Here is a 23,900-nt window from a genome sequence, read left to right as displayed (position 1 = left end):
GCTGTGGATAACACTGTGGAAAGTGGCCGCACGCTGTGGATACGGCTTCCCGGACTTAAATGTCGAGGAACCTGACGTCCTTGGCGTTGCGCTGGATGAAGGACCGGCGCGCCTCCACGTCCTCACCCATCAGCACGCTGAACAGCTCGTCGGCGACGGCCGCGTCGTCCAGGGTCACCTGTCGCAGGGTGCGGGTGTCCGGGTTCATCGTGGTGTCCCAGAGCTCGTCGTAGTTCATCTCGCCGAGACCCTTGAACCGCTGGATGTCGTCCGGCTTGGCGTTCGCCTTCTTCTGCTGGCGCAGAGCGATCAGCCCGTCCCGCTCGCGGTCGGAGTACGCGTACTGCGCGTCGTCCCCCCGCTTGTTCCACTTGATCTTGTAAAGCGGCGGCGACGCGAGGTAGACGTGCCCGTGCTCGACGAGCGGCCGCACGAAGCGGAACAGCAGGGTGAGCAGCAGCGTCTGGATGTGCTGGCCGTCGACGTCGGCGTCGGCCATCAGGATGATCTTGTGGTACCGCAGCTTCGAGATGTCGAACTCGTCGTGGATGCCGGTGCCCATGGCCGTGATCAGCGCCTGGACCTCGTTGTTCTTCAGCACCCGGTCGATACGGGCCTTCTCCACGTTGAGGATCTTGCCGCGGATCGGGAGGATCGCCTGGATACGGCTCTCCCGGCCGGACTTGGCCGAACCGCCGGCGGAGTCACCCTCGACGATGAACAGCTCGGTCTCGCGCGGATCGGTGGACTGGCAGTCGGCCAGCTTGCCGGGCATCGAGCCGGACTCCAGCAGCGACTTGCGGCGGGCCAGCTTGCGAGCCTGCTGCGCGGCGATCCGGGCCCGGGCCGCCTGGTCGGCCTTCGTGATGATCAGCTTGGCGTCCGCCGGGTTGCGGTCGAACCAGTCGGCGAGCTGCTCGTTCGCCACCTTCTGCACGAAGCTCTTCATGTCGGTGTTGCCGAGCTTCGTCTTGGTCTGGCCCTCGAACTGCGGCTCGCGCAGCGTCACCGAGATGATCGCGGCGAGACCCTCACGAATGTCCTCACCGGACAGTTTCTGGTCGGCCTTGAGGAACTTCTTCTCGATGCCGTACTTGTTGACGATCGTCGTCAGCGCCGCACGGAAGCCCTCCTCGTGCGTACCGCCCTCGTGCGTGTTGATGCGGTTGGCGAAGGTGTAGACCGACTCGCCGTACGACTCGTTCCACTGCATCGCGACCTCGACGCCCATGCCGGCGTCGTTGTCCTCGGCCTCGAACTGGATCACCGTCTTGTGGATCGGGCTCTTCGTGGCGTTGAGGTGCCGCACGAAGTCGGCAATGCCGTCCTCGTACATGAAGGTGACCTTGCGGTGCTCACCGTTCTCGTCGACCTGGTCCGGGCGCTGGTCGAGGTAGTTGATGGTGAGAGCGCGGTTGAGGAACGCCATCTCCTGCAGACGCCGGTAGATGGTCTGGTAGTCGAAGTCGACCGTCTCGAAGATGTCCGGGTCCGGCCAGAACTGCACGGTCGAGCCGAGCTTGTCGGTCGGCTCACCCTTCACCAGCTCGCCGGGAACGGAGTAGTCGTACTTCTGCCGCCACCAGAAGCCGTCCTTCTGGATCTCCACAGCCATCCGCGTCGAGAGCGCGTTCACCACGGAGACGCCGACGCCGTGCAGACCGCCGGAGACCTTGTAGGCCTGGCCGTCGAACTTGCCACCCGCGTGCAGGACGGTCAGCGCGACCTCGACACCCGGCTTCTTCAGCGTCGGGTGCAGGTCGACCGGAAAACCACGGCCGTTGTCGGTGACCGAGACGCCACCGTCGGGGAGAAGGACCACGTCGATGGTGTCGCAGTAGCCGGCCAGTGCCTCGTCGACGGCGTTGTCCACAACCTCCCAGACGAGGTGGTGCAGACCGCGCTCACCGGTGGAACCGATGTACATACCGGGACGTTTGCGGACCGCTTCCAGGCCTTCGAGCACGGTGATGGAGCCGGCACCGTATTCCTGCTGATCTTCTGACACCCTCGGCCACTTTCTCGCGCCGGGCCCGGGAGGCCCCGCAACGGGGTTGGCGGACTCGTCGCGGCGACGACACACACGCGCACGGGGGACCGAAGATGACACCGCGGGAGAAGCGGACCACCGGTGGAACCGTGCACGCCGGTCGCCGCGGACGGCCCGCGGATCGTGATCGGCTGGAAAAACCGCATAGCGTGACGATGTCGCTCGGCCCAGTAGCCAACTTCGCCGTCAAGCACAGTTTTCCCGGTCGCTGTCGATTCTACTCCGCCGGAACGAATCGGCGAGGGTCCGGCACCCCTTCCGGGTGCCTGAGAGTGCCGTAGCGCGACTTGAGGCGCTACCCACGTAATCCCCTACACGGCACAGCCGACCCACGCAATGGCAAACGCTGCGGCAGTTGCGGCGGTCGGGCGCGCCTGCCGTGCCTCACACACACTCACTGCGACACTGCTCGACAACGTCCCGCGCCTGTGTCGTAACCTCGCCCGCGCGGGCCGGAGATGGCCGGGTGGTCGCAGGGCAGGTCGAGGAGGGGTGGCCCCAATGGCGCACGACAAGGGCCTGGACAACGTCGCGGTGCACTGGCCGCGGACCAACCAGTATTACGACCCGGTGGCTCCCGCCGAGTTCGTCGACTTCGGAGCGATCGCCGACCGACCCGAGATGGCCGCGCCCACCGGGGCTCTCGCGCTGCACATCGCCAAGACCGGCACGGTACGCGCTACGGCGTACACCGAATTGATCGATCTGCTGCTCGGTCTCGAAGGTGTGCTCTACGCCACCGAGGCCGCGGCGGAGGATGAGGACCCGGTCATCGACCCGGACGGCTGTGCGTGGATCGCCGGCGGTCTGGAGCGCTTCGTCGAGGGTCACGAGAAGTTCGGTGACCTGGTCACTTTCGACACCGTCACCGAGGTGCTGCGGACCGCGATCTCCGCGGGCCGGCTCGCCGAGCAGCAGCTGCGCTGGCTGGACCAGCGGCTCGCGGCGCTGCGCGACGACGCCGGGAACTCGCCGCACTGGAGTTTCGCGCGCACCGAGCTGGCCGTGCTGGCCGGTTTCTACCGCCGCTGCGCCGAGCGCGGTTTCGCAATCTTCGCCGATTACTGAAGCCGGCCACTGAAGCCGGCCACTGGAACCGGCCCCTGAAACCGGCCCCTGAAACCGGCCACGGAAGGCGACTACTGAGGCCGGCTTTCGAGTCGCCCAGGGCTCACGACCTGCGGATCAGCCAGGTCACCCCGCCGGCGACGAGGAGCAGGACGAAAGCCGTCCCGCCCCAGAAGATCACCCGGGGCCGGTCGGAGACGTCGTGTCCGGTCGACAGCAGTTCGTTGCCGTCACACGACCAGGTCTCGCCAGCATTCGCGTAGACCCGGTACTTGCCGCCCTCGACGAACTCGTATCCACAGGATGCACTGTCCTTCATCGTGACCAGCGTCACCGATCGGCCGGGAGCGCCCTTGAGGACCGACTCGACGGCGAAGTTGACCTCGACCTGGCTGCCGAACCAGTCCGGATCGACGTCGTCGGCCACCCCGACGAACGCCACCTCGGCCCGCTCGATCGGGTTCGGATTGTCGCCGCACGAACAGGCCCACGCTGGTCGCGCCGCCACCGGGATCGGCGCCAGGACGAGCAACAACAGGACAAGGACACGACGCAGATGCAGAGTCATGCCGCTCCGACGCGGCCGGCACCGGATCGGTTTCAGCCGTAGGTGTCCCTGGGCCCGCGCCCCTGCACCCGCCGCGGCCCGCGACTCCACGACGGCGCCGCCGGCCCGTGAATGTTGAGCCTGGTCACCACGTTGTTACCGACCTCGCCGGCGATCTTGCGGAGCAGGGTTGCCGCGAGCATCCGCAACTGGGTGGCCCACGCCGTCGACTCGGCCTCGACGGTCAGCACACCGCCCTCCAGCCGCACCGGCCGGCTGTGCGCCGCGATGTCCGGCCCGACCACTTTCTCCCACGCCCCGAAGACGGTCGCCTCCGCCTTCGGTTTCTCCCAGCCACGCGTCTTGACCAGGCGTTCCAGCATCGCGCCGAACAACTGTGGATCACGTGGGTCCGGCCCGGGCCCGGAATAACCACGCAACCGGCGACCACTGCCCTGACCGCTCCCGGTCCGCCGCTTCGGAGTCCGGGCCGCCTCACGGCGCCGCGCCAGCGCGGCATCGAGCACGGCACGGGCGAGCTCGGGCCCGGCCAGGTCCGCGTTTTCCACAGGCTGTGGATCCGGAGTATGGCCGACGCCCCCCACCTCCCGCGGAGGAGAAACGCCCTCAGCGGCCCGTGAAGAGCCCCGAAGCTCCCGATCCTCATCCACCCCCGCCCACAGATCCCCGCGGGCATCAGCGAACCGCTGAGGTGGGTCTTCCGGCCGTCGTGGCTCGCCACCGGCTGACCGATCGCGATCAGCGTCAGGAAACACGGCTCACCACCCCCGTCACGACGTCGAAGCGCGCGCCACGCAGGCTCGCCGGCACGTCCTCCGGAACCGCGCACGTCACCAGCAACTGTGCCGCGTCCGAGACCAGAGCCGCCAGCCGTTCCCGGCGCTGCCCGTCCAACTCAGCGAAGACGTCGTCGAGCACCAGCACCGGCTCGATCCCGTCCGACCGCAGCAGGTCGTAGGCGGCCAAACGCAGCGCCAGCGCGAACGACCAGCACTCGCCATGGCTCGCATAGCCCTTCACCGGCAGGTCGCCCAGGCTGAGCGCAAGATCGTCACGATGCGGGCCGACCAGCGTCGTCCCCCGCTCGATCTCCGCGACCCGCCGCTCCTCGAGCCGCCCGAGGATCGCCGCCTCCAGAGCCGGACGGTCCGCCTGCAACGACTCACCCAGCCGCGACGCGTAGACGATCGCCGCGGCTCCCCGGCCCGGAGCGACCGCGTCGTACGCCTTCGTCAGATGCGGTGCCAGCGCGGCCGACAACTCCAGCCGGCCGGCCAGCAGTTCGGCGCCGTGATGCGCGAGATGGTGATCCCAGACCGCCAGCGTCGACAGGTCCTGCCCGCGGGTGCCGCCCACCTTGCGGTTCAGGTAGGCGTTGCGCAACAGGGCGTTGCGCTGCTTCACCACCCGGTCGTAGTCGGCACGCACCCCAGCGAACCGCGGCTGACGCGCCACCAGCAGATCGTCGAGATACCGCCGCCGTTCCGACGGGTCACCACGGACCAGCTCCAGATCCTCCGGGGCGAACAGCACCATCCGCAGCGCGCCGAGCACCTCACGGGGCCGGCGCACCGGAGACCGGTTGAGCCGTGCACGGTTCGCCCGGCCCGGCACGATCTCCAGCTCGACGAGCAGCTCACGTCCCTCGTGGACGATCGCGCACCGGATCACCGCCGACGCGGCACCGGCCCGGACCAGCGGGGCGTCGGTGGCCACCCGATGACTGTCCAGAGTGGCCACATAGCCCAGCGCCTCGATCAGGTTGGTCTTGCCCATGCCGTTCTGGCCGACGAGCACGGACACGCCGGAATCGAGATCGACCGCCACCCGCTCATACGAACGGAAGTCGGTGAGCTCGACCCGGCGTACGTGCATGGATCAGCGCTTGACGGCGTGTCCACCGAACTGCTGGCGCAGCGCGGCGACGGCCTTCATGGCGGGCGAGTCGTCCTGGCGGGACTGGAACCGCGCGAACAGCGACGCCGCGATGACGTGCGCCGGCACCGCGAGACGCACGGCCTCGTCGACGGTCCAGCGGCCCTCGCCGGTGTCGTCGGCGTAACCCTTCAACGCGTCCAGCTCGGGGTCCTCGTCGAGAGCCCGGTCCAGCAGGTCCAGCAGCCACGACTTGACGACGCTGCCCTCACGCCAGCTCTTGATCACGGCGGGCACGTCGTTGATGTACTCCGACGCCTTGAGGATCTCGTAACCCTCGGCGTAGGCGTGCATCAAGCCGTACTCGATGCCGTTGTGCACCATCTTCGCGTAGTGGCCGGCACCGTGGGTGCCGGCGTGCGCGAACCCGAACTCGCCGGCCGGCTTGAGCGCCTCGAAGATCGGCTTGCAGTGCTCGACCTGCGGGGCGTCGCCACCGACCATCAGCGCGTAGCCGTTCTTGATGCCCCATACCCCGCCGGAGACACCGACGTCCAGGTAGTGGATGCCCTTGACCTTCAACCGCTCGGCGCGTGGGGCGTCGTCGGTGAACTTCGAGTTGCCGCCATCGATGATGATGTCGCCCGCCTCGAGCACCTCGGCGAGCTGGTTGATCGTGTCCTCGGTGATCTTGCCGGACGGAACCATGGTCCAGACGACCCTCGGCGCGGCCAGCTTCCCGGCCAGCTCGGACAGGCTTGCTGCGTCGCTTACTTCCAGGTTCTGGTCGTATCCGACGACTTCGTGCCCCGCTGCACGGAGTCGTTCCCGCATGTTGCCACCCATGCGGCCGAGACCGATCAGGCCGAGTTGCATGGTGATCTCCCTAGATGAGCGATTGGTTCAAGCTCAGTATCAGCGAGTGACCCGGATCGGCATGATCAGATAGCGGTAACCCGGGATGATTTCTCCGCTTTCGCCAGCGGGGGAGATCACAGCGGGCTTGAACGCGTCGACAAACGACAGCACCGCGGTCGGGGCACCCAGGTTCTGGAGGCCGTCGATCAGGTACTGCGGGTTGAAACCGATCGTCAGCGCCTCACCGGTGAACTCCGCCTCCATCGCCTCGCTGGCGCGCGCCTCCTCGGTGCCGCCGGCCTCGACCACCAGACCGTCGTCACCGAAGCTCAGCAGCACCGGAGTGGTGCGCTCGGCGACCAGGGCCACCCGTCGGACCACCTCGACCAGCGCCGACACCGCGACCCGCGCCTCGGCGTTGTGCGCGGCCGGGAAGAGCGAACGCACCGGCGGGTAGTTGGCGCCGTCGAGCAGGCGGCTGGTCGTGCGGCGGGCACCACCGGCGAAACCGATCATGCCCTCCCCGGCGCTGCCCTGAGCGAGAGCGAGCGTCACCGAACCGCCGATCGGGCCGAGCGCCTTCGCCGTGTCGTTCAGCGTCTTCGCCGGGACCAGAGCGTTCAAGCTGATCTCCGGATCGTCCGGGGACCACTCGATCTCACGCATGGCCAGCCGGTAGCGGTCGGTCGCCAGCAACGCGATGTTCGACCCGTTCAGCTCCAGGCGCACACCGGTCATCATCGGCAGCGTCTCGTCACGCCCCGCGGCGATGGCAACCTGAGAAACCGCTGAGGCGAACGTAGCGGCGTCGATCGTGCCCGCGCTGGACGGCATATCCGGCAGGGTCGGATAGTCCTCCACCGGCATCGTGGGGAGGGTGAAACGGGCACTGCCGCAGACAAGCTCGAGGTGCGCACCGACGGCGGCAATGTCCACCGGCTTGCCCGGCAGCGCCTTGGTGATCTCGGCGAGCAGGCGACCGGAGACCAGCGCCGCGCCGTCCGCGTCGGCCTGGACCTCGACCGTCACCTGGCTCGAGACCTCGTAGTCGAAGCCCGACACCTGCAGGCGGCCGTCGGTGACCCTCAGCAGGACACCGGCGAGCACCGGCACCGAGGGCCGGCTGGGCAGGCTCTTGGCTGTCCACGCCACGGCGTCGGCGAGCGCGTCTCGCTCCACCCGGAACTTCATGCTGTCCTCCGCGATCCGTCCTCATACAGGGGGCATGGACCCCACTGAAACTCTATGGCTCCGGTCCTGCCGCCGCGTCCCCGACCCCGGACCGCCTTCTTGCACCGACAGGACCGGAGACCCGAACGCTGCTTCTCGGTGCTTCTGAAGATCAGCCCTCTGCGAGCCGAGAGCCGAGCATCCACACCTTCCACAACGCTGATGATTGGTTTTTGTTTTCTTAGAAGAGATAACTAGTCGTCTTCATAGGGGCTGTGCATTCTGTGGAGAACTCGAGTTTGCCCTGGTGAGAGGGTTATCCACCGGTGATTCACATGTGGGCAACCGGGGTACAACCAGGGGTTTGTGTCCACAGTTCCCGACCCGGCGAGGGTTTGTCCACCGTTGCCCACAGGCTATCCACCGGTAATCCACTGGTTTTATCCCCTGCGCTGTGGATGACGCAGGAACGCTACCGGCTCGTCGTCCCCAGATCCTTCAACAGGTAATCCACAGTCCTCCACAGGCTGTGTGATCTTTTGTCACCCTCCGTGTCTGTCCACATCGATTTCCCCAGGGTTAGTGCACATCTGTGGATGACGGTGTCGGGAGATTTCCACCGTCTGGGGATCCAGACTGTGGATGCCTGTGGACAGCTGTGGACAACGTTGGCACGAAACTGTCCCGTCCCAACGTTGACTTTTGGCCATTGAGGTCCCTTGAAGACTGGCATCGACACTCTGCGATGTATGTAGCAGGGGAAGATGATCTGGGTACAACCTGTGGACAACCCGGTGCAGAACCGGTGGACAACTCGTGGGAGTGCTCGTTTACGCAGCTCAGAGCGTAGTCATCCGTTCGTGGACGGCCTGTGGGTAACCCGAAATCGGGGCGTCCGGACGTCGACGTGCGTCCCTGCGTTCCCGGGCGGTAGCCGGCCCCCGTGAGTCACCGGTTGTGGATTGTGGAAACCCGCGGCCGCAGCTTTCCCTCACCGTCTCCACAGCCGTCCGAGCAGCCCTTTAATGCCAAACCTCATCGGGTACGGGCAGCGGCCGCTGAGCCTTTCCACACCTCCCGAGCCTGTCGGCGCGACCACTTGCCCGCTGCACACCAAACCGCGACCGCCGGGCTGGAGCCGCTGGTCACCGCCCTACAGCGCCCCAACCGCAGCAAAGGCCCAGGCAATGCCGTGATCGGATTGTCGGTGTCGGTGTCGGTGTCGGTGTCGGTGTCGGTGTCGGTGCCGGTGCCGGTGCCGGTGCTGGTGTCGGTGGTGCCGGCGCTGGTGGTGCTGGTGGTGCTGGTACTCGGTGGTCGTGCCGGTGCCGGTGCCGGTGCTGGTGGTGCCGGTGCTGGTGCCGGTGGTGCTGGTGCTGGTGCCGGTGGTGCTGGTGCTGGTACCGGTGGTGCTGGTGCTGGTGCGCTCTCGCCCTGGTTGTCACCAACTGGCTTCGCGCTGGGCGTTTTGTCTGGGGCGACAGGCGCACCCGATTCAGCCATTGTGCGAGCTCATCCCCGCTATAGCGGCTGCCAGTGCACCCAAAGTGCCGATCGTGGGCGTCCATCGTCGCTGTGTACGGCAGCGGCAAGTACCCACAAAACCTTCTCGTGTACCGGCGACCGTTGACGACCCTGGGCGAAATTGATCATGCGGAGGGTTGCGACCACCCCATCTATGAGGGCCTGCGACCACCCGGAGTTCTTCCTGAAACTGGATGCGACTAGCTGAGATTGCTGTTCGAGGTAAAGCGACCGGCCTGGGTTGCTGTTCGAGGTAAAGCGACCGGCCTGGGTTGCTGTTCGAGGTAAAGCGACCGGCCTGGGTTGCTGTTCGAGGTAAAGCGACCGGCCTGGGTTGCTGTTCGAGGCGAAGCGACCGGCCTGGGTTGCTGTTCGAGGCAAAGCGACCAGCCTGGGCTGCTGTTCGAGGTAAAGCGACCGGCCTGGGTTGCTGTTCGAGGCAAAGCACCCAGCCCGGGCTGCTGTTCGAGGCGAAGCGACCGGCCCGGGTTGCTGTTCGAGGCAAAGCACCCAGCCCGGGCTGCTGTCCGAGCCAAAAGCGACCAGCCCGAGTTGCTGTCCGCGTCACGAGTTTGAGCCGCTCGGACGGGCTGGCCTCAAGGTCACGCTGAAGGCTCTGGCAACGGTGACCGTCCTGCTCGGCTCGATCAATTCGGTCGAGATCGTCGACGTGGTCAAGGCTGCTGGTCGTGACCAGGCCGTCTGCCGGTTCGGCCTGATCGACTCGGTCGAGATCGTCGATGTGGTCAAGGCTGCCGGTCGTGACCAAGCCGTCTGCCGGTCGGAGCGGGGTCTGGGGTTGAGTGGGCGTGGGCAACAGCCCGGCGGCCGCTGGCGTGCTGTACCGGGCAGCCACGCCGAAAACGCGAAGGCAGCGCCCCGTGGTGTGGTTGAGGGGGTGCCTACGGCGTACCCCGTCAGGTGTTTTGCTTGATCCTGTTGGTCAGCTCGGCGATCTGGTTGTAGAGGGACCGTCGTTCCGCCATGTGTTGTCGGATTTTGCGGTCGGCGTGCATGACCGTGGTGTGGTCGCGGCCGCCGAAGGCCTGTCCGATGCGGGGCAGGGAGAGGTCGGTGAGTTCGCGGCAGAGGTACATCGCTACCTGGCGGGCGTTGACCAGCACCCGGCTGCGGGAGTGGCCGCGCAGGTCTTCCAGGCTGACGCCGAAGTAGTCGGCGGTGGAGACCATGATCTGGTCGGCGGTGATCTCCGGGCCGGCGCCGTCGGGCATGAAGTCCCGCAGCACCTCCTCGGCGAGTGACAACTGCACCGGTGAACGGGTCAGGCTGGCGAACGCGGTGACCCGGATCAGGGCGCCCTCGAGTTCGCGGATCGAGTTGGACACCCGGGACGCGATGAACTCCAGCACGTCGTCGGGGGCGTACATCCGCTCCTGAGCAGCCTTCTTCTGGAGGATCGCGATGCGCGTCTCCAGGTCGGGTGGCTGGATGTCGGCGAGCAGGCCCCACTCGAAGCGGGTGCGCATCCGGTCTTCCAACGTCGCCAGCTGCCGTGGGGAGCGGTCCGAGCTGATCACGATCTGCTTGTTGGCGTTGTGGAGCGTGTTGAACGTGTGGAAGAACTCCTCCTGCGTCCGCTCGCGGTTCTCCAGGAACTGGATGTCGTCGATGAGCAGGATGTCGACATCGCGGTAGCGGCGCTGGAACGCCTGCGTCTTGTCGTCACGCAGGCTGTTGATGAAATCGTTGGTGAACTCCTCGGTCGACACATAGCGCACCGAGCGCGCATGCCCGAGGGTGGTGGCGTAATGCCCGATCGCGTGCAGGAGGTGGGTCTTGCCCAGCCCGGAGCTGCCGTAGATGAAGAGCGGGTTGTATGCCTTCGCCGGTGACTCGGCGACCGCCACCGACGCGGCGTGCGCGAACCGGTTGGACGAGCCGATGACGAACGTCTCGAACATGTATTTCGGGTTCAGCCGGTTGCCGTCCTGCCCGCCGGGGCGAGGTGAGGCTCCGGGGCCGCGCAGGTCGATCGGCGGGCGGCCCGGGCCGTTGTCGCCGGCGCGCACGGGCATCTCGTCGCGGCGATCGGGGCCCGGCATCGGCCGGTCGTCCGGGTGCCGGCGGTTCTCCCGCAGCTGGGCGGCATCGGCGGCCATCCGGTGCGCGACGGAGTCGTTGGACGTCTCCTGGTCGGCCGGGTGTGTCGCCGGCGACCGGTTCACCGGGGGCTGAGGCAGCTGCTGCGGCATCGGGTCGGCGAAGAGCGCCTCCTGACCGTCGCGGGCCGACGGCACCCCACGCGAGTACGGCGCCTGCGGCGCCGAATGCTGGGCGGACCCGGTCGGGTACGGCTCCGGCACGTGCTCGGCAGGACCGAAGGCCGTCTGCTGGTACGGCGGCTCGGGCATCCGCTGCGGACCGGTGTATCCCGGCAGCTCCGGCTGGTACGGGCCAGGCTCGGCGTAATGCCGCGGCTGTGGCTCGGCCCTCGGCGGGGCAGGCTCGGACGGCGTGCCGTAGACGGTGCCGGGCATGCCCGAACCGTCCTCCGGCGGGCGGACCGTGACAGCGACCTGTATGGGCCGGCTGAGGCGCTTGGTCAGGGCTTCGGTGATCGCGGGACGCAGCCGGGACTCGATGATGTCCCGGGTGTAGGTGTCCGGAACTGATAGGAGAGCGGTGTCCTCGACGATGGCCCGCAGGCGGGTGAACTGAAGATAGGCGCGCTGCTGCCGTGACGCGATCTCGTCGGACAATTCGTCCAACGTGTCACGCCACAACGTGCCCAGGTCGACCTGATCGGCCACCGCCGCGCCACCCCCATCGCCACCGACCCCCGGTGGGCCTTGTCCGGCCTTTCGCCTGTGCCTGTCGGCGCCTGAGTAACAGGCAGCCGAACGGCTCCCCCAACCCAGCACAGTTAACGTGCTGAACACGCACAGCGCCACCGGCTATCCACAGGTTATCCACAACCCGTGGCGGTGCCGGTGGCCGCTCCCGGCCGGACGGTCGGCAGATTTACCGGAGCCTGTGTTGGCGCGGGCGGTAAACAGGCTCACCGTGGCGAACGATCCACCTGCTTGTCCGGTTTTGGCCGCCGCCTCGCGGTCTGCGAACGGCCGGTAAGACCAGCAACCGCGCACGCTAACAGCGGCGAGAGGTGGACTACAACCGCCGTCCGGGCCATCCCCTGCCCAGTCGCGGTAAAAGATTCACTTTGTGCACGGAAAGACCTGGTAGGCCGAGGGCGCCCGCCCATGTCGGCGTGCCGACCCAGGATATGGTTGACCACCCCAGGGGGCCTGCGTAGGGTTGGGCGGTTGCTCCGCCGCGCTCTGCTAAAGTGGCGTCTTGCAGCGCATGATGCCCCCAGAGTCGTAGTACGAAGACGGAGTTTTGACGTGAGCAAGCGCACCTACCAGCCGAACAACCGCCGGCGTGCCAAGACCCACGGCTTCCGGCTGCGCATGCGCACCCGTGCCGGCCGCGCCATCCTGTCCGCCCGCCGCGCCAAGGGCCGCGGCGAGCTGTCGGCCTGAGCCGACCGCTAGTCGGGTCGGAATGCCCAGGTAGTCGTGCTGGCCGCGGCGCAACGACTGCGGCGTAGTGCGGACTTCGCCGCAGCGATCCGCGGTGGCCGCCGAGCCGGCCGCGGGACCCTGGTCGTTCACCTGCTTGTTGATGAGCCGGCGTTCGCCTCAACGGCGCGCGCCGGCTTCGTCGTGTCCAAAGCAGTGGGCAACTCGGTCGTCCGTAATCGGGTTCAGCGACGGCTGCGGCACCTGGTTCGCCCGTTGCTCGACGAGCTTCCCGCGGGTGCGACGGTGGTGATCCGTGCTCTTCCGCCGGCGGCCGGTGCCACCTACGCCACTCTGGCCACCGACCTGGAAGGGGCGCTCGCGTCCGCCAGCAGACCCCGGCGGCCACGATGAGCCTGCCCGCCCGGCTCCTGACCGCTCTGGTCGTCGCGTACCGTCGATACTTGAGTCCGGCGCTGCCGGCACGCTGCCGCTTCTACCCCTCATGCAGTGCCTACGCCCAGGAAGCTCTGGCGCGGCACGGCGCTCTGCGGGGTACGGGCTTGGCGATCTGGCGGCTCCTACGATGCCATCCCTTCCACCCTGGCGGGTATGACCCGGTGCCTGACCCGATCCGTCACCGTCCTGCCGATGTGACTGGAGAATAGATTGAGTCTCGACCCGATCTACTACGCCATCTCGTGGATTCTTCTGCGATGGCATTCCCTGTGGGATGCGATCGGCATACCCGACGACCGCGTGCTCGGCACGAACTGGGCCTGGATCCTCGCGATCTTCTTCCTCGTCGTGACCCTGCGCGTCATCCTCTTCCCGGTCTTCGTCAAGCAGATCAAGAGCCAGCGCGCCATGCAGGCGCTCCAGCCCAAGGTCAAGGCGCTCCAGGAGAAGCACAAGGGCGACCGGGAGACGCTCCAGAAAGAAATGATGGAGCTCTACCGGGTGGAGAAGGCCAACCCGCTCATGGGCTGCCTCCCGATGTTCCTGCAGATCCCGGTCTTCTTCGGCCTCTTCCACGTGCTCCAGCACCTGAAGCCGGGCCTCTCCGACGAGAACAAGCAGCTGTACGGCTGGCCGCTCGAGCAGTTCAACAGCGCCTTCCAGGCCCACCTGTTCAACGTGCCGATCAGTGCCAAGTTCGGCTCCACCTCCGAGCAACTGGCGGCCCTCGGCGCCGACGGCACCACCGTCAAGATCCTGGCCGCCGTCCTGGTCCTGGTCATGATGGCCACCACGTTCCTCACCCAGCGGCAGATGATTCTCAAGACCGGCTGGGCCGAGGACCCGCAGCAGCTCATGATCCAGCGGCTGATGCTCTACGGCATCCCCTTCACGCTGCTCTTCTCCGGCGCGCTGTTCCCGATCGGTGTGGTCATCTACTGGGTGACGAACAACCTGTTCACCCTGGCTCAGCAGCAGTGGGTGCTCCGCAAGTTCCCGCCGCCGCAGATGGCCAATAAGGGTGGTACGGGTAATCGTCCCGCCGCCGGCACCAAGACCGCGGGCGGTCCCAAGAGCCCGGTTCAGCCGGCCCGTACCGGTGGTCTGTTCAGTCGCAAGACCGAGGCCGAGCCGGTGACCCCGGTCGTCGAGACCAAGGCCCTCGCACCCAAGCCAGGCGCCAAACCGGTGAATCCGAAGAAGGGCGCCCGACCGGCGAACAAACCCAAGGGATGATCGCGGCTCGGGCGTCGCTCCACTGACGCCCGAGCGCTCTCCTCGGTTTTCAGTGACCTCCCCGCGCTTCACCGCGTGGGAACAGCGGACCGACTTAGGTCCGGCCCGAACACAACGGAGATGAGACCGTGACCGACACCAGCACTCCCCCTTCCGCCGACTCGTCAGCCACCGCTGTCGAGCCGGCCGCCACCGACGCGGCCGTCGCCGCCGAAGAGGGCAAGAAGTCGGAGACCGTCGCCTCGGACGGCGACCTGTTCCGTCAGAGCGAGATCGCCGCGGACTACATCGAGGGCCTGCTGGACATCCTCGACTACGACGGCGACATCGACGAGCTCGTCTCCGCGGGCCGGCCGATGGTCGAGGTTGTCGGCGGCCGTCTCCAGCCGCTCGTCGGCCAGCGCGGCGCCACCCTCGAAGCGCTCCAGGAACTCACCCGCCTCGCGATCTTCCGCGCGACCGGATCACCGAGCCGGCTGCTGCTCGACATCGGCGGCTACCGCGCCGCCCGTCGTAAGGAACTCGCCGCCGTCGCCCGTAACGCGGTCGAGAAGGTCAAGGAGCACGGCGACCCGGTCCGCCTGGAGCCGATGTCGGCATTCGAGCGCAAGTGCGTCCACGACGTCGTCAACGCGATTCCGGGTGTGCAGAGCGAGTCCGAGGGCGTCGAGCCCAGCCGCCGCATCGTGGTGCGCGTGGCGGACTGATCGTGACGGATACCCGCTACGGCGCGGGTGACTCCGGCCCGGGCGATGAGACGCCCGGGCCGTCGTCTTTCCCCGCCGACTCCGACTCCACGTCCCTCGGCGAACCGCCGGCCTCTGCCGGTGTGGTTTTCGGGGAGCGGCTCGCACTCGCGGGACGGTATGCCCAGCTCCTCGCCACTGAAGGGGTGGTGCGCGGGCTGATCGGGCCACGCGAGACTCCCCGGCTGTGGGAGCGGCATCTCGTCAACTGCGGCGTGATGGCCGAGATGATTCCGACTGGTGCCACCGTTGTGGACGTCGGATCCGGTGCTGGACTGCCCGGGCTCGTGCTCGCCGTCGCCCGGCCGGACCTCGCCATCACCCTCGTCGAGCCGCTCGCGCGGCGTACGTCCTTCCTCGATGAGGCGGTCGTCGTTCTCGGACTGGACAACGTCACCGTCGTTCGAGGGCGTGCGGAAGAGGTCGTTGGACAGCTGCCTGGCGCTGATGTGGTCACCGCTCGGGCAGTGGCGGCGCTGGACAAGCTTGCCGGATGGTGCCTTCCGCTGGCCGCGGTCGGAGGGCGGCTGCTCGCCATGAAAGGTTCCACTGCGGTCGACGAGATCGTTGAGCATGCTGCGACTGTGCAGGGTCTCGGTGGTGGGCCGGCGGTGATTCATCTGTGTGGCGAAGGGCTGATCGATCCGCCTACGACGATTGTGGAGATCGCCAAAGAGCGGCATGTGGTGCCTGGGCGTCGTTCGGTTGCTTCTGCTTCTGGTTCCTCTGCGTCCGGTCGCCGCGGCGGGCGTGGTAGATCGCGCCGGGGGTGAGAGCGTTGTGGGGTGGCGGTTCTCTGTCCCGGAGTGGCCCTCAAGTGGGTGGGTGCTTGGTTCGGGGTGGGGCAGGGCTGTTTGGGTGCTCACCGAGGGGCTCAGGGGGTCTGTTTGGGTTGTTGGGGCTGTGGTGCGGTTGTGGGGTGCGCGGGTTGGTGTGACCTCTTCCGCGTTGTTACGGGACCGGGTGGCCGTACCCCATCGTGGTGTTGAATTTCGGCGGTTCTGGCGGCCTTTCGGGTCGGGAGTCGTGGGTTCGCGAGAAGCTTGTGCCCGGCGTCATGGTGTTTGCCGTGTCATTGGAAGACGATGGAGCGGCGTTGTGTTTGCTTGATCGTGTTCGCTTCATCGGACGGACGACCATGGCGACACATGCCCGACACCCGTAGGCTGGCCGGATGTCGATAGTGTCTCCCCTGCCGGAGCCACGTTCTGCCGGCCAACCCCTTCCTAGCCATCAGGGATGAAGCGGTGCATGAGTACGGTGTTTCACGTGAAACCGAGTCGCCTCTCGACAGGCCGTCGGGCATGAGCGTGGGCGGGCCGCACGCCGGCGACGTTCCGCAGCCCAGGACGGGTGGATATGGTCCGTCGTCGGCGTATGAATACGGTGCGCCGATGCCACATGCTTCTGTGCCTTCCCCAGGAGCGTCGGCTGTTGCTCCCTCCTTAGGAGTTCCGGCTTCTGCTCCTTCTTCGGGCGGGCCGGTTCAGGCCTCCTTGGGCGGGCCGGGTCATGCTCCATCCGGAGGGGCGGCTCATGTCCCGCCGGGGATGCCTGATCGTGGTTCGGCGGAGATGTCGGCTCATGTTCCGGCGGGGATGCCGGTTCATGCTCCTTCGGGGGTTCCGGTTCAGTCGACCGAGCATGTTTCACGTGAAACGCCAGCGGCGGATGAGGACGATCCGCCCCTTGCTATGGAAGCGTTGCGAGCTGTGCAGATCCTCAACCCGAGCGGCGAGATCATCATGCCGCGCCCAGACCACCCGCGGGTGATTTGCGTCGCCAACCAGAAGGGCGGCGTCGGGAAGACGACCACGACGGTCAACCTTGCTGTGGCGCTCGCGCTCCACGGCAACCGTGTGCTGGTGGTTGACCTGGACCCGCAGGGCAATGCGTCCACCGGCCTGAACGTGCCGCACCACGCCGGCGTGCCGGACGTCTACGACTGCCTCATCGACAACGTGCCGCTGGCTGAGGTCGCGCAGCCGGTCGAGGGCATCCCGAACCTGTTCTGTGTGCCGGCCACCATCGACCTCGCTGGTGCGGAGATCGAACTCGTCTCGGTGGTTGCCCGTGAGTCGCGGCTGGCCCGGGCGATCGCGGGTCACCCGGAGAAGTTCGACTACGTTTTCATCGACTGCCCGCCCTCGCTGGGGCTGCTGACGGTGAACGCCCTGTGCGCGGCGCAGGAGGTGCTGATCCCGATTCAGTGCGAGTACTACGCGCTGGAAGGTCTCAATCAGCTGATCAACAACATCAACCTGGTGCGTCAGCACCTCAATCCCACCCTCGATGTCTCTACGATCTTGCTAACGATGTACGACCGGCGTACGCGTCTGGCAGATGCGGTGGAACAGGACGTGCGGAACCACTTCGGCGCAAAGGTGCTGAACGCGGTGATCCCCCGAAACGTGCGTGTATCGGAGGCTCCCAGCTACGGCCAGTCGGTTATGACCTACGATCCGGGTTCACGAGGAGCTACCAGCTACTTCGAGGCTGCCCTGGAACTCGCCGTTCGTGGGGTCAATACGGGAGGCACGGCATGAAGAACCGGCGGGGTGGCCTGGGCCGCGGCCTGGGCGCACTGATCCCGACGGCGCCCGCCGGTGAGACGGCGGCTCCGGTCGAGGTGCTGCCGGATCCGATCGCCGAACAGGTGTCGCCGCCGCCCACGGCTGCGGCGTCGCCGCCGCCCTCTCCTGTTGTCGAACCGCCAGCCGCACCGACTGCGGAGCCTGATCTCGCGCCGGTTCCTGGGGCACGCTTTGCCGAGCTGCCGGTCTCGGTGATCGAGCCGAACGCCAAGCAGCCGCGGCACGTCTTCGACGAAGAAGCACTGGAGGAGCTCAAGACCTCGATCCAGGAGGTGGGTTTCCTCCAGCCGATCGTGGTGCGCGAGCTCGGTGACGGCCGGTACGAGCTGGTCATGGGTGAGCGTCGCTGGCGGGCCGCCCAAGCCGTCGGCAAGGAGACGATTCCGGCGATCGTCCGAGACACCCCGGACGATGCGATGCTCCGGGATGCGCTGCTCGAGAACATTCACCGGGCCAACCTCAACCCGCTGGAAGAGGCGGCTGCCTACCAGCAGTTGCTGGAAGAGTTCGGTGCCACGCACGAGGAGCTTGCTCGGCGGATCGGGCGCAGCCGCCCGCAGATCTCCAACACGATTCGGCTGATGAACCTGCCCGCTGCCGTCCAGCGGCGGGTGGCTGCAGGGATTTTGTCGGCTGGACATGCCCGGGCGTTGTTGGGGCTCGACAACAGCGCGGCTCAGGATGCGCTTGCTGAGCGGATCGTTCGGGAAGGGCTGTCGGTTCGGGCTACCGAGGAGATCGTTCACCTCGCGGCGTCTGAGGAGACGACAGCTAAGAAGGCTGCGCCTACTCGGCGCGCCAAGGTGCATGCGCCGGCTCTCAATGACTTGGCTGAGCGGTTGTCGGATCGGTTCGACACCCGGGTCAAGGTCGACATCGGCCGGAACAAAGGCAAGATCACGATAGAGTTCGCGACCGTTGATGACCTTGAGCGGATTGTGGGCATGATCGGGGTCGAGGAAGAGGGCTCGGTCCGCGACGGTGGGTCTGTCGAGGAGTAGCCGGCTCTTGCTCTTCGGTGCGGGGCGCGTGAGTGATCACGTGTCCCGCTTTTCGTTGGTTGATCGTCGGCTCCTTGCACCTCCATCGCTCCCGTCCTATGTCTTCTCCTGGCCTCTCCTTTGCGTCTCGTCTTGGGTCTCGTCTTGGGTCTCGTCTTGGGTCTTGTCTTGGGTCTTGTCTTTAGGTCTTGTCTTTAGGTCTTGTCTTTAGGTCTTGTCTATAGGTCTTGTCTTTAGGTCTCATCCTTGCGTCTCATCCTTGCGTCCGTTCTCGCGCCTCTGCCTCTTCGTTCTCGTGCCTTCAGTCCTCGTGTCTCTGTCCTCGTGTCTTCTGCCCTCATGTCCTCCGTGGCGTCTCTCGTGTCGTTACAACTCTTCCGTCCCTTCGCGTGTCCCGCGTACCTCCGCTCCCTTCTCACGCCTCGCGCCTCTTCTCTCGTTCTGGATCTTCTGCTCTCGGTCTCTGATCTTGGTCCTCGCTCTTCGATTGGCAGTTGCGGTCGATGCTTGCGACAAAAAGGGCTAAGTTCGCGTTCTGAAGTTCAGCTTGGCCGTTGCGGCTCGGATTCAAAATCCCAGGAGAATCGTTCTGACAGAACCGAAAACGCCCTTGGGTGACGTCCGTCTAAAACATGAATCCGAGATCGAGTCGCACTCCGTACGACGCGGTGTCTCGCGTTGCTGTCTCTCTCATCGACTTGACGGCTGGTCGCCAGCCGATGGATGAGACAAGTGTCAGCGACAATCGGCCGGGGGCCGGGGGCCGGGGGCCGGGGGCCGGGGGCCGGGGGCCGGGGGCCGGGGGCCGGGGGCCGGGGGCCGGGGGCCGGGGGCCGGGGGCCGGGGGAGCTCACTGACTCGTTTTTCCCATGGGGTTACTCGTCGGCTGCTCCGTGGGTGAATCGACTTGAAGTTGTTCTGTCTGAGATTGCCCTTCTGCCGTCCGTTGTGTGATGCATGCAGGCCGTCGGACACCACGCGGGCGGGATCCCACATCGACCCGCGAACGGCCCTCGCCAACCTCACACCACTCCCCATTGGCGAAGTGGTTTGGTGCCTTGGACAGCAGCCATTGTCTTGGTTGACAGGGGCGCGGACCACCTCCGCCGTTGTGCGTCGTGAGCTTTCGGACGAGCTTCGCTGTGCACATGCTGCTGCCGTCGTGAGCCTTCGGACGAGCTTTGTTGTGCACACGCCGCTCCCGACATTTCCGGCTTCATCGGTGCTGGTGGGCTATGGCCTCGGTCCGTGTCGGCTCAACGCGCTTTGCTGTAGCCGCTCGATACCGTGATCGGGGCTCGAGAGACGTGACGATGGCGGCCTGCGCTTGAGGTTCGGTCGCATCCGACTCCTAAGCGGGCTGGCGTCTGCGGCTGTGTTGGCGGCCGGTGGTGAGAGCCTGAGCGGATCGTGCCGACCACTGCTATTCGCCAGGGCTAGGTAGCTAGTCGCTTATCGAGCGAGCTTCAGTGCATCGATGCTGTGGGTTCCCATCAGGGTCGGTTCGGTACCTAGCGTTTGTGAGTGTGGTGGTTGCCGAGCTAATGCCCTGACCAAGAACGTTTGGGGTGCTGGCGTCAGGCCGTTCGGACGGCGGGTTGGCCCCAGCGTTGTTGTCGTTCGCTGCGGACGTGGGCTCGTTCTCGGCGTTGAGCTGTCAGTACGTCGGGGTGGCGGGCGTGGGCGTTGCGCCAGCGCGGGTAAGCGTGCAGTTTTCGGGCCAGGTCGGTATGGTTCGGGTGGTTCGAGCCGGCGATCACGAAGGTGCGTAGCGGCCCGACCTGGCCTTCGATCGGGTTGGTCCAGGACGCGTACGTCGGTGTGAAGCAGAGTTCGACCTTGTTGCGGTCCGCCCAGGCACGGATCCGTTTGCCCTTATGCGCGGACAGGTTGTCCAAGATGATGTAGATCGGTGCTCCGTCCGGGCGTGCCCGGCGGATGGATTTCGGTGCGGCGAGCGTGTTCGCGGCGCCTTTACGGCGCCGGATGACGCCCCAGAACCGGTCGTCGCCGACGCTCTAGCAGCCGTGGAACTGCCGCACCCGTGCAGCTTGTGATAGTTCGCCGGGAGCCGGTCGAGACGCCCGGCGGGTGCCCAGCCGGCGCCGCCGTGCGGGCGGATCGCCAGCGGCCCGAACTTGTAGAACGCGAACACCCGTTGCGGCATGTGGTGCTGATGTACTCGATGCGGGCGAGTTTGGCGTCGCGGCCGGGGTCGGTGATTCCTTCCACGTCTTGGTCCGCTGGAAAGTGATGCCGTTACGGTGCAGGATCTGCTGCCGCAGACGTTCCCGGCCGATCTCCATGGACCGGGCGGGCTGTAGGTTCAGGTATTCGGTGAGCTTGCGGATGCTCCACCGGGTGAACGGCCGCCCCAGCGCTTCGGGGCGGGCCTTGGCCGTCGTGACGATGAACTGCTCGTCGTCGGTGCTGATCTGGCGGGGATGGCCACCCGCCCACCGAGGGGCCCAGGCTGGCCATCTCGGTCTTGTTGAACCGGTGGATGACCTGCCGGATCGTGTCCTGGTCCTGGCTGGCTCGGCTGGCTAGTGGGGCTCGGTGTATCCCGGGGACCTGGATGTCAGCTGATTCAGCGTGGACCGGATGGGTTCCTCGTCGAGATAGCTGTCGTATCCGACTCGAACCCAGCCGGCCGGAGCCCATCGCCTTCCGAGGCGGTTCGGGGCTCGCGAACGATACAGAACGAACTCTCTAGCATTGGTCCCGAGCATCTGTCACAGCGGTGGTGGAAGAGAGGTCATGATGTCGTGGCCGTGCACATCGCATCCTCCGCATCGGAACTAGACCCATTCTCGGGCTGCGTGAATGGGTGAAGTCGTTCCTCCGTCTTCTCCAGGAGCCGTTCATCTGACCCCGCCAAGTCTGCGTTCCGGTTCAGCGGCAGCTGGTCTAGTTGGGCTGAGCAAACTAGATGCGATCGGCATCGTTGGTAGCCCTGCGGTCGCGAATCCGGTGCCGAGGCAGGGCAGCACTGTCGAGTCGCCCCGCCGTTTCACGTGAAACAGTGTTGGTGAGGAGATCGGTCGGGCCGGGTAGTACAGCCGAGAACAAGCATCATGGCTGCCCTCCGGTACGCCGTAGAGGTTGGTCCATCAAGGACCCTTGGCTTGACCGCAGGCACGACGTTGTACGGCCGCCCTCTAGTCCGTGCCGTCGCTGTCGTATCCGGGCTCTAGTATCGGCGGCCCTGAGTCAGCGCAAGCCATCGTGAGGGTCAGCGTCAACTGCGCGACGATGCTGTCTCTGCTACCGACAGCGGCATGTCGAGCCCAGCTCGGCAGTCTGGCCCAGACCTCGTCTCGCCCAGGTCGGTCTCGTCTAGGTTCGCCTTCCCCGGCTCGGTCTCGCCCGGCTCGGTCTCGCCCGGCTCCCTCTGCTCCGCTCTACCTGAATTGGGATACGTATTTGTTTGGTCAGAGCCTGGCTCGACGGCGGATGGGCCAGCTCTCTTGCTGCTCTAGGCGTAAGCTGCCCGGATTTCGCTAGCCGACCTGGCCGCGCCCCAGTCGGGGACCATCTCTTGGCATCGAGACCGACTCCGGGAAGTCGACCCAATCGGCGCTGCGGTGGACTCGGTGACCTACGACCGCGTTAAACCACCCTTGGGCGGGTCTCGTTATTCATAGGATGGTTGGGCAAGGGTCAGGGGTGCTCGGTCCAGGTTGACAAGATCGTCGGAGTGGGATGCGGCCGGCCAGAGGGTGGGGCGATTCGTCCGGTCAAAGAAGGGTCGTGAGGCTCGGCTGACGGGTTCTGGCGCAGGCAGAAGAAAACCGGTGGCTTGGTGGTGCTGGCTGGGTCTTGTCGTAGAACCACAGGTTCGCTGATCGAATAGCTCGAACCGGCATGTCGAGCCCAGCTCGGCAGTCTGTGGCCCAGGACCTCGTCTCGACTTAGAAGGGGCGATGCCGGCGGTTGAAGTCGAGAGCAGCACGGATGTTTCACGTGAAACACGGCCTGCCGATAGCCTTCTGCCAACTCGGGCGCCCCTAGCGGGCAGATCTGTATGCGGCGAGGAAGCGGCTTTGCACTGCGCTAAATACGCGTACCTACCAAGCTGAGTTCAAGAGGGGCACCCTCCAACCTGAAGTAGCGTGACGATGGTGCGCATTTTTTGATCTTGGATCGGGTGAGCCTGCGAGGATCAGTCGTGTAGGCGCCCTGGACTTCTCGGCCGCTAGATCGCGTGTCAACTAAGCCTGGGGAGCACGCTTAGTTTGTCGTCGCGGCTGGAGCGCTGCTTGGTTGCTGGACGATTGGCATGGGAGGTGCCGGGTCTGCGTGAACGCCCCGCGCCCCGGTTGGGTGGCGGGGCGTCGTCAAGGATTGGTTGGCTACATCCAGCAGGCTCTGCGGGCTCCTCGTTAGGCGCGCCCGTTGGGATACCAGCCGTCAGAGATGGCGACGCCGAATCGGCTAGACGGCCGGTGCCTCGCCGGCCTGAAGGGGTACCGGGCTGAGGCACGGGTTGGCGCCGAGCATTGCGGTCACCGCTAGGCGGAGGGCTTCCCGAGGCTCGCGAAATGCTGCGGCCCTTACGATGCCCACTGGAACCGAACCTTGCCTGCGATGCCCACTGGAACCGAACCTTGCCTGCGGGGGCCCGCGGCTAGCCGGTGTTGGCCCAGGCCGACATCGACGCCGTCCGTGGTGATCCGTTGGTCCGGTTGTTCGGTCCTAAGGAGACCCCGCTGCCGGCTTCAAGGCTGGTCGGTTTCGGTGCTTTAGGCCGCCGTGTTCTTTCCCGTTCGTCTCCGACGGATGGCCGGTTATAGCGAGATTCTGGTACGCGTTTGGGGCGTGGCGTGTGGGAGTCGAGTGCGGTTGTGCCGGCTACAGCAATCTGACGTCCTATGTGTCGGACACTTCTTGCGACCACAGGAGGGAGCCAGTCGAACGCCAGCCTGTTGAACCAGGCCGGATCGGTGACTGTTGTGTTGCCCTACTGAACTGACTGAAGTGGGGCCAGCGTGGCAAGAGACTCGCCGCGCGTCGTCGATCAGGATCGAGTCCCGGCGCTGTCGAAAGTGCGCCTTGCTCCGACAGCTACTCGTCCGCCTAGCCATGTTGCAGTTGCCATGGGAAGGCTGGGTGTCTGTGGTCCAAAGCTACAGCGGCTTTTTTAGTGCGCATCCGGCGGTGGCCGAGGGCGTTGATTTCGTCGAACGTCGCCTGTGGTTTCACGTGAAACGCGAGGGCGCATAATCTGCCCGGTGCCCGGTGCCCGGTGCCCGGTGCCCGGTGCCCG

General features: G+C 66.2%; 18 protein-coding genes and 1 pseudogene. 11 read left to right on the top strand and 8 right to left on the bottom strand.

Annotated elements, in window-relative coordinates; all coding sequences use genetic code 11:
* Positions 1 to 55: 55 nt before the first annotated feature.
* Positions 56 to 2,008, bottom strand: coding sequence for a DNA topoisomerase (ATP-hydrolyzing) subunit B (gene gyrB / locus ACFO0C_RS13850; RefSeq protein ID WP_378067001.1), 1,953 nt, complete (start codon positions 2,006 to 2,008; stop codon positions 56 to 58).
* A 543-nt stretch (positions 2,009 to 2,551) separates the two neighbouring features.
* On the opposite strand from gyrB, the gene ACFO0C_RS13845 reads away from it, so the two are divergent.
* The gene (locus tag ACFO0C_RS13845; RefSeq protein ID WP_378067000.1) at positions 2,552 to 3,118 is read left to right on the top strand and encodes a hypothetical protein; all 567 of its coding nucleotides are present in this window, start codon (positions 2,552 to 2,554) and stop codon (positions 3,116 to 3,118) included.
* Positions 3,119 to 3,221: 103 nt separating this feature from the next.
* Here the strand turns inward: ACFO0C_RS13845 and ACFO0C_RS13840 are convergent, their stop codons facing one another.
* From ACFO0C_RS13840 to dnaN, 5 genes are all read right to left on the bottom strand, one after another.
* On the bottom strand, positions 3,222 to 3,686 hold the full coding sequence (locus ACFO0C_RS13840) for a hypothetical protein (RefSeq protein WP_378066999.1): 465 nt from the start codon (positions 3,684 to 3,686) through the stop codon (positions 3,222 to 3,224).
* A gap of 32 nt (positions 3,687 to 3,718) precedes the next feature.
* Positions 3,719 to 4,270, bottom strand: coding sequence for a DUF721 domain-containing protein (locus ACFO0C_RS13835; RefSeq protein WP_378066998.1), 552 nt, complete (start codon positions 4,268 to 4,270; stop codon positions 3,719 to 3,721).
* A gap of 160 nt (positions 4,271 to 4,430) precedes the next feature.
* Positions 4,431 to 5,561: a DNA replication/repair protein RecF gene (gene recF, locus ACFO0C_RS13830; RefSeq protein WP_378066997.1), complete on the bottom strand. Its 1,131-nt coding sequence runs from the start codon at positions 5,559 to 5,561 to the stop codon at positions 4,431 to 4,433.
* 3 nt (positions 5,562 to 5,564) lie between these two features.
* Positions 5,565 to 6,437 carry a phosphogluconate dehydrogenase (NAD(+)-dependent, decarboxylating) gene (gene gnd / locus ACFO0C_RS13825; protein ID WP_378066996.1) on the bottom strand — a complete coding sequence of 291 codons (873 nt, stop codon included), beginning with the start codon at positions 6,435 to 6,437 and terminating at the stop codon, positions 5,565 to 5,567.
* 39 nt (positions 6,438 to 6,476) lie between these two features.
* Entirely contained in the window at positions 6,477 to 7,610 is a 1,134-nt protein-coding gene (gene dnaN, locus ACFO0C_RS13820) for a DNA polymerase III subunit beta (protein ID WP_378066995.1), read from the bottom strand.
* A 1,292-nt stretch (positions 7,611 to 8,902) separates the two neighbouring features.
* Between dnaN and ACFO0C_RS13815 the strand changes: the two genes are divergently transcribed.
* The gene (locus tag ACFO0C_RS13815; protein WP_378066994.1) at positions 8,903 to 9,238 is read left to right on the top strand and encodes a hypothetical protein; all 336 of its coding nucleotides are present in this window, start codon (positions 8,903 to 8,905) and stop codon (positions 9,236 to 9,238) included.
* 500 nt (positions 9,239 to 9,738) lie between these two features.
* A complete protein-coding gene (locus ACFO0C_RS13810; RefSeq protein WP_378066993.1) occupies positions 9,739 to 10,047 on the top strand; it encodes a hypothetical protein in 309 nt (102 codons plus the stop codon).
* On the opposite strand, the gene dnaA is transcribed toward ACFO0C_RS13810, so the two are convergent.
* The gene (dnaA, locus tag ACFO0C_RS13805) at positions 10,031 to 11,884 is read right to left on the bottom strand and encodes a chromosomal replication initiator protein DnaA (RefSeq protein WP_378066992.1); all 1,854 of its coding nucleotides are present in this window, start codon (positions 11,882 to 11,884) and stop codon (positions 10,031 to 10,033) included. The genes ACFO0C_RS13810 and dnaA overlap by 17 nt on opposite strands.
* Positions 11,885 to 12,478: 594 nt before the next feature.
* Here dnaA and rpmH point away from each other — a divergent pair.
* From rpmH to ACFO0C_RS13765, 8 genes are all read left to right on the top strand, one after another.
* The gene (gene rpmH, locus ACFO0C_RS13800; protein ID WP_093620811.1) at positions 12,479 to 12,616 is read left to right on the top strand and encodes a 50S ribosomal protein L34; all 138 of its coding nucleotides are present in this window, start codon (positions 12,479 to 12,481) and stop codon (positions 12,614 to 12,616) included.
* Between the two features lie 36 nt (positions 12,617 to 12,652).
* The gene (gene rnpA / locus ACFO0C_RS13795; RefSeq protein ID WP_378066991.1) at positions 12,653 to 13,009 is read left to right on the top strand and encodes a ribonuclease P protein component; all 357 of its coding nucleotides are present in this window, start codon (positions 12,653 to 12,655) and stop codon (positions 13,007 to 13,009) included.
* Positions 13,006 to 13,263: a membrane protein insertion efficiency factor YidD gene (gene yidD, locus ACFO0C_RS13790; protein ID WP_378066990.1), complete on the top strand. Its 258-nt coding sequence runs from the start codon at positions 13,006 to 13,008 to the stop codon at positions 13,261 to 13,263. The genes rnpA and yidD overlap by 4 nt, the downstream gene beginning before the upstream one ends.
* Before the next feature lies 1 nt (position 13,264).
* Positions 13,265 to 14,290 (top strand): membrane protein insertase YidC, encoded by a 1,026-nt coding sequence (yidC, locus tag ACFO0C_RS13785; RefSeq protein WP_378066989.1) that lies wholly within the window; start codon positions 13,265 to 13,267, stop codon positions 14,288 to 14,290.
* Positions 14,291 to 14,418: 128 nt separating this feature from the next.
* On the top strand, positions 14,419 to 14,997 hold the full coding sequence (locus ACFO0C_RS13780) for a Jag family protein (protein ID WP_378066988.1): 579 nt from the start codon (positions 14,419 to 14,421) through the stop codon (positions 14,995 to 14,997).
* Entirely contained in the window at positions 14,997 to 15,809 is an 813-nt protein-coding gene (rsmG, locus tag ACFO0C_RS13775; RefSeq protein WP_378067138.1) for a 16S rRNA (guanine(527)-N(7))-methyltransferase RsmG, read from the top strand. Before ACFO0C_RS13780 ends, rsmG begins: the two co-directional genes overlap by 1 nt.
* Positions 15,810 to 16,340: 531 nt before the next feature.
* On the top strand, positions 16,341 to 17,582 hold the full coding sequence (locus ACFO0C_RS13770; protein ID WP_378067137.1) for a ParA family protein: 1,242 nt from the start codon (positions 16,341 to 16,343) through the stop codon (positions 17,580 to 17,582).
* The gene (locus ACFO0C_RS13765) at positions 17,579 to 18,631 is read left to right on the top strand and encodes a ParB/RepB/Spo0J family partition protein (RefSeq protein WP_378066987.1); all 1,053 of its coding nucleotides are present in this window, start codon (positions 17,579 to 17,581) and stop codon (positions 18,629 to 18,631) included. The genes ACFO0C_RS13770 and ACFO0C_RS13765 overlap by 4 nt, the downstream gene beginning before the upstream one ends.
* 1,577 nt (positions 18,632 to 20,208) lie before the next feature.
* On the opposite strand, the pseudogene ACFO0C_RS13760 reads toward ACFO0C_RS13765, so the two are convergent.
* Positions 20,209 to 21,295 (bottom strand): annotated as a pseudogene (locus tag ACFO0C_RS13760) (IS630 family transposase).
* Positions 21,296 to 23,900 lie beyond the last annotated feature (2,605 nt).

Source organism: Actinoplanes subglobosus (genome assembly GCF_042650585.1).
Taxonomy (GTDB): domain Bacteria; phylum Actinomycetota; class Actinomycetes; order Mycobacteriales; family Micromonosporaceae; genus Actinoplanes; species Actinoplanes subglobosus.
Note: the sequence above shows the minus strand (reverse complement) of the source record. Positions and strands in the feature narration are given on the sequence as shown.